Source organism: Desulfobacter sp., assembly GCF_050177295.1.
In genome coordinates, this window is sequence record NZ_JBFXHE010000346.1 from 1 (window position 1) to 4757 (window position 4757).

The window sequence follows — 4757 nt, forward strand, 5'->3', positions numbered from 1 at the left end:
TAGCCAGTTTCAGTGGTTTGTGAGCCTTTTTGACAAACTGCACAAAGGGTCGTTTGTAATTTCGCTTCATGGCTAAACATTAGACTCATTTTGACTCAATGTCAACTCATAATAATGTAAATGGGGTCAGACCTCAATTGAGCCATTCAAAAAAACAGGAGATAATTGTCTGTCGAGCCAGGGATCTGTGATTAACCCGAAACCTGATACCGGACTGATGTCAACCGCATGATAAAGGTCGCTCATATTATTTATTCCTTCGGGATCGGAGGATTGGAGAAGGGAATTACCACTCTGATCAACCATGGGTCTGATGGTATTGCACATATTATCATCAGTCTCTGCGGCACCAAATATTCTGAAAAACTTCTGAAAAAACCGGCACAGATTATCTGCCTGGACAAACCGGGGGGCAACTCCCCGCGGTTTATATGGAACCTGGCGAAAGAGATCCGAACCGTTCGTCCGGATGTGGTGCATACCCGGAACTGGAGCGGCATGGATGGGATTCTGGCAGCCCGGCTGGCCGGAGTCAGGGCCATTGTCCACGGAGAACATGGGTGGGATATGCTGGATCCTGCGGGCGCCAGCAAAAAAAGGCGGCTGATCAGAAAACTGACTTCCTTGATGGTGAATCATTATACCTGTGTGTCCCGGCAGCTGGCCACCTGGCTGCAGCAGGAAGTGGGGATTAAAAAGCCGGTCACCCAGATTTACAACGGGGTGGATACCACAAGCTTCATGCCGGCAGGCCCGGGGGAAAAAGCGGCGGTCAGAGAGGAGATGGACGTTCTGCCGGAAGATTTTGTTGTGGGGATTGTGGCCCGGCTGGATGCCATTAAAAACCATGGGGCAGTGATTGATGCCGTCAACCAGGTGGCACAGTCCCGGCCGGATGTGAAACTGGTGGTGGTCGGCGACGGGCCGGAAGCTGCGACGCTCAAAGCCCGGGCCGGGGATCATGTCCGGTTTCTGGGATACCGGTTTGACACGGCAAGGCTGATGCAGGGGTTTGACCTGTTTGTGCTGCCCTCTTTCAATGAAGGCATCTCCAACACCATTCTGGAGGCCATGGCAACCGGCCTCCCGGTGGTAGCGTCTAATGTCGGGGGGAACCCTGAGCTGGTTTGCGACGAGGAAAATGGACGATTGATTGATCCCGAGGAGCCAGGCCAGATAGCGGATATTATAGAACAGTATATAGAAACCCCTTACCTATGCAAGTTACATGGAACCAAGGGACGAAAGATGATGGTTGAGCGGTTTTCGGTGGCGTCCATGGTTCGTCAGTATGAATCTGTATATAGGGAAACAACTCGAATCAATAAGGCATAGACAATGATTTTAAAAAAAATCTTGAAGCTTATATACCATTGTTTTGCTTTGCTGGGGATGACAAGCGTTATATTTGGTTTTATTTATGTGGGAAAGTTGATGAACGATCATAACCTTTCCCCCCGCCAGTTTGTTGTCAAGGCAGCAAAAAAAATGGGTATTAATTCAGAAGTGGTTCAAACGGCCATTGCGCCGGGAAAAAGGTTTGAGACCTATCGTTTGACAGGGAATTTGAAACCGGATCACCCACGGCTGATTTTTAAGTCCAGGGATGAAATTGAAAAACTGCGAGATCGGTATTTTAGTGACCCAGGATATGGGAAAATGGTTGATACCTATACAAACGGGGCGAGCCGGTGGCTTTGCGCCATGGACTTTAAACAAGGGAAGGAAGCCATAGCACGTTTGCTGAATGCGGAACTTACCCTTCCGAATGCTGAAGGCAATTATGGAAACGGGTTTGACATCGCGCTGGCATATGATTTTTTATATTTTCATCCGGAATGGACATTGGATAAAAGGAATATTATCCATTCCACGCTGAAAACCAGTATAAAACAAGCGTTAATGGTTTTGGATGAAAATTCGGCATCCATGTGGCACGGCCGATTTCAACTGGCCTGTTCCAACTGGGTCGTCGCCTGTGCATTTGATCCGTTCACGGATGAAGACATGAGGCTGTTGGCCCGTTCCCAGGCTTATTTTCTTGAGGCAATCAAAGCCATTTCCATAACAGGAGGCTGGCCTGAAGGTTATAATTATTGGATTAACAATCGGGCTTACAGCTTTGCTGTTGCCTGCCTGGCGCATTTGAACAGCATTGATGATGAGCAGACCAACAACCAGGTAAGACAGGCAATTGAAACAGCCGGGCTTTGGATGATCTACGGTACCCGGCCGGATGGTTTGTTCCATTTGTTTGGGGACAGTGGTCCCAGAAATGATTTGAAGGATGAGACCCAGCGGGTTGTTGACCTTATCTGTCTGGCCACCCGGAATCCTGTTTTTTCTAAGTTTTCCGGATATATTAAACATCTTCATGGTTCGGAAGGATATTATCGGGAGTATCGCTGGGGATTGCCTTTATTTCAAGGACTGTCAAAATATGATACGAATGCTTTGCCGGAAGTAAGTGACCTGTCTTTTGCGGACGGTTATTTGAAACCATCAGCCATCTTCGGGAAAGGAAATTTCAACCAGGTCTTTATCCGGTCAGGCTGGAAAAACGATGATACCTTTATTGCATTCCGGGCAGGAGATACATTTACCCATCATGGCCATTATAAAGCAGGGCATTTTACACTTTTCAAACGGTCAGCCCTTGCGCTTTCCAGCGGTGCTTACGGAGACTATACATCCGAACACCGGCTTAATTATTACATCCGTACCATATCTTCCAACAGTATATTGATTGTGGATCCTGATAACTGCCAGAAACCCAATTCCTTTTTTAAGGATTGTATTGCCGGGGGAGGACAGAGGATCATTATCCCCACAGGAAGCGCTATTACCTCCGTTGAGGATTTTCAAAAAAACTATGATGGCGGCAAGCATTTTCAGGGCGGTAAAATCTTAATTTTCGATAACTCGCATCCGGATTATGTTTACGTTAAGAGCGATCTGACAAACGCTTATAGCGATGAACAGGCCAATTCCGTCATGAGGGAGCTTGTTTATCTGGTTGAGTCGGATGTGTTGATTATTCACGACATTGTTGAGTCCCACAAGGCGGAGTTCACCAAAAAATGGCTGCTGCATTCATGGGGAAAGCCGATGACAGCGGATGAAAGAGTCGTCACAGGCAACAACGTCAACGGTATTATGGAAACCCATGATAAAAAAGCAGAAATTGTTCATGAAAAGGGGAAATTAAATATTAACGTCATTTTTCCTGAAAATTGTCTTATTCGAAAAATTGGTGGGCCGGATTACCGCTATTATGTTGAAACCGACGGGGATGATCGCGTGTTGAACGGCAGGAATATGATTAACGGCGTAAAAGAGAAACCCTGGTTTGATTCCGGGATGTGGCGGATTGAGCTGCAATCAGAAAAAAAAGAAAAACAGACCGAATTTCTTGTTATTTTACAACCGCTTGACGCAGAAGCTAAGACCCAATTGCAATATCATGTGCGCCCTGACGTAAATGGGACAAAAGTCACTATCGGAAAGATAACCGCCATGTTTTCAAAAAATAAGGATGACTCTGTGCTATTTTCATTTTAGAAGTGGATATGGCATCAACATAAAGAAGGCGCATTGGTTGAAAGGTGTATACCTTATACTAATGCGCCATTTTTGTCTGGAAAACAAATGAACGTGTTACAAATCAGGCAATGAATGTTAACCTGAGGGATAGTCTAAAGGAGAGTAGATTCAAATGTATAATAAACTTGTGAAACATCTTATTTTCCCCTTACACGAAAAGATTGTCGGACGGGAGACATATAAGTTTTTGGAACAGCTTTCCAGGGAGCAATATCTGCCTGAAAAGGAATTAAAGACGCTCCAATTTAGAAAATTAAAAGAGCTGTTGATCCATTCAAAAAAGAATATTCCGTTTTATGCAAAACGGTTTGCGGATGCCGGATTTGATCCCCATAAAATGCACTCCATTGAAGATTTCAAGGTGCTGCCACAGCTGTCTAAGGAAGAGATCCGGAAAAATTTGGAGGATATGAAGTGGAAAGGTTCTCCGGGTGGACTGCACCGGTACAATACCGGAGGATCGTCGGGCAATCCTCTGGTGTTTTATTTTGACCGGCGCCGCCAGGCCTATGATGCGGCGGCCAGGGCCCTGACCCACCGGTGGTGGGGGTGTGATATCGGGGATAAGGAATTGTATCTGTGGGGATCACCGCTGGAGATTACCAAGCAGGACAAAATCAAGGATTTCAGGGATAAGATGACCAATGATTTGCTGATCAGTGCCTTTGAGATATCCGAAGCCCAGATTCCGAAAATGGTAGAGCAAATTAAGGCATTTAACCCTAAATGTGTTTTCGGGTATCCGTCTACGGTGGCGCTTTTTTGTGAGATGGCGACAAAACAGGGATATGATTTGACCAAACTCGGGGTGCAAGTGGTATTTTCCACGGCTGAAGTCCTTTATGACCGCCAGCGGGAAACCATTGGCCGTTTTTTCGGCGGGGTTCCTGTAGTGGATAGCTACGGCAGCCGGGAAGGAGGCTTTATCTGTCATGAGTGCCCGGAAGGTAAATACCATGTAATGGATCCCAACTATATAATTGAGTATCTGAAAAATGGAAAACCGGTTGGGCCGGGAGAAGATGGTGAGGTGGTACTGACCCATCTGGACGCATGGGGAATGCCCTTTATCCGGTACCGGACAGGGGATGTGGCCCAGCCGGATCAAGATGGGTGCAAGTGCGGACGGACCTGGAGCGTTATCAAAAATATCA

At 46.5% G+C, this 4757-nt stretch carries 3 protein-coding genes; all 3 read left to right on the plus strand.

Translation table 11 applies throughout. The features are described from left to right. The first annotated feature begins 228 nt into the window (after window positions 1-228). On the plus strand, window positions 229-1335 hold the full coding sequence (locus AB7U36_RS18590; RefSeq protein ID WP_428161156.1) for a glycosyltransferase: 1107 nt from the start codon (window positions 229-231) through the stop codon (window positions 1333-1335). A gap of 99 nt (window positions 1336-1434) precedes the next feature. Continuing rightward, window positions 1435-3561: a heparinase II/III domain-containing protein gene (locus tag AB7U36_RS18595; protein WP_428161157.1), complete on the plus strand. Its 2127-nt coding sequence runs from the start codon at window positions 1435-1437 to the stop codon at window positions 3559-3561. A gap of 154 nt (window positions 3562-3715) precedes the next feature. Next, window positions 3716-4757, plus strand: a 1042-nt coding sequence (locus AB7U36_RS18600; protein ID WP_428161158.1) for a phenylacetate--CoA ligase family protein, incomplete at its 3' end; no start/stop codon positions are given.

Excerpts from the sequence above, each read along its gene's own strand:
- AB7U36_RS18590 (WP_428161156.1), top strand. The coding sequence starts at position 229 with ATGATAAAGGTCGCTCATATTATTTATTCCTTCGGGATCGGAGGATTG.
- AB7U36_RS18595 (WP_428161157.1), top strand. The coding sequence starts at position 1,435 with ATGAACGATCATAACCTTTCCCCCCGCCAGTTTGTTGTCAAGGCAGCA.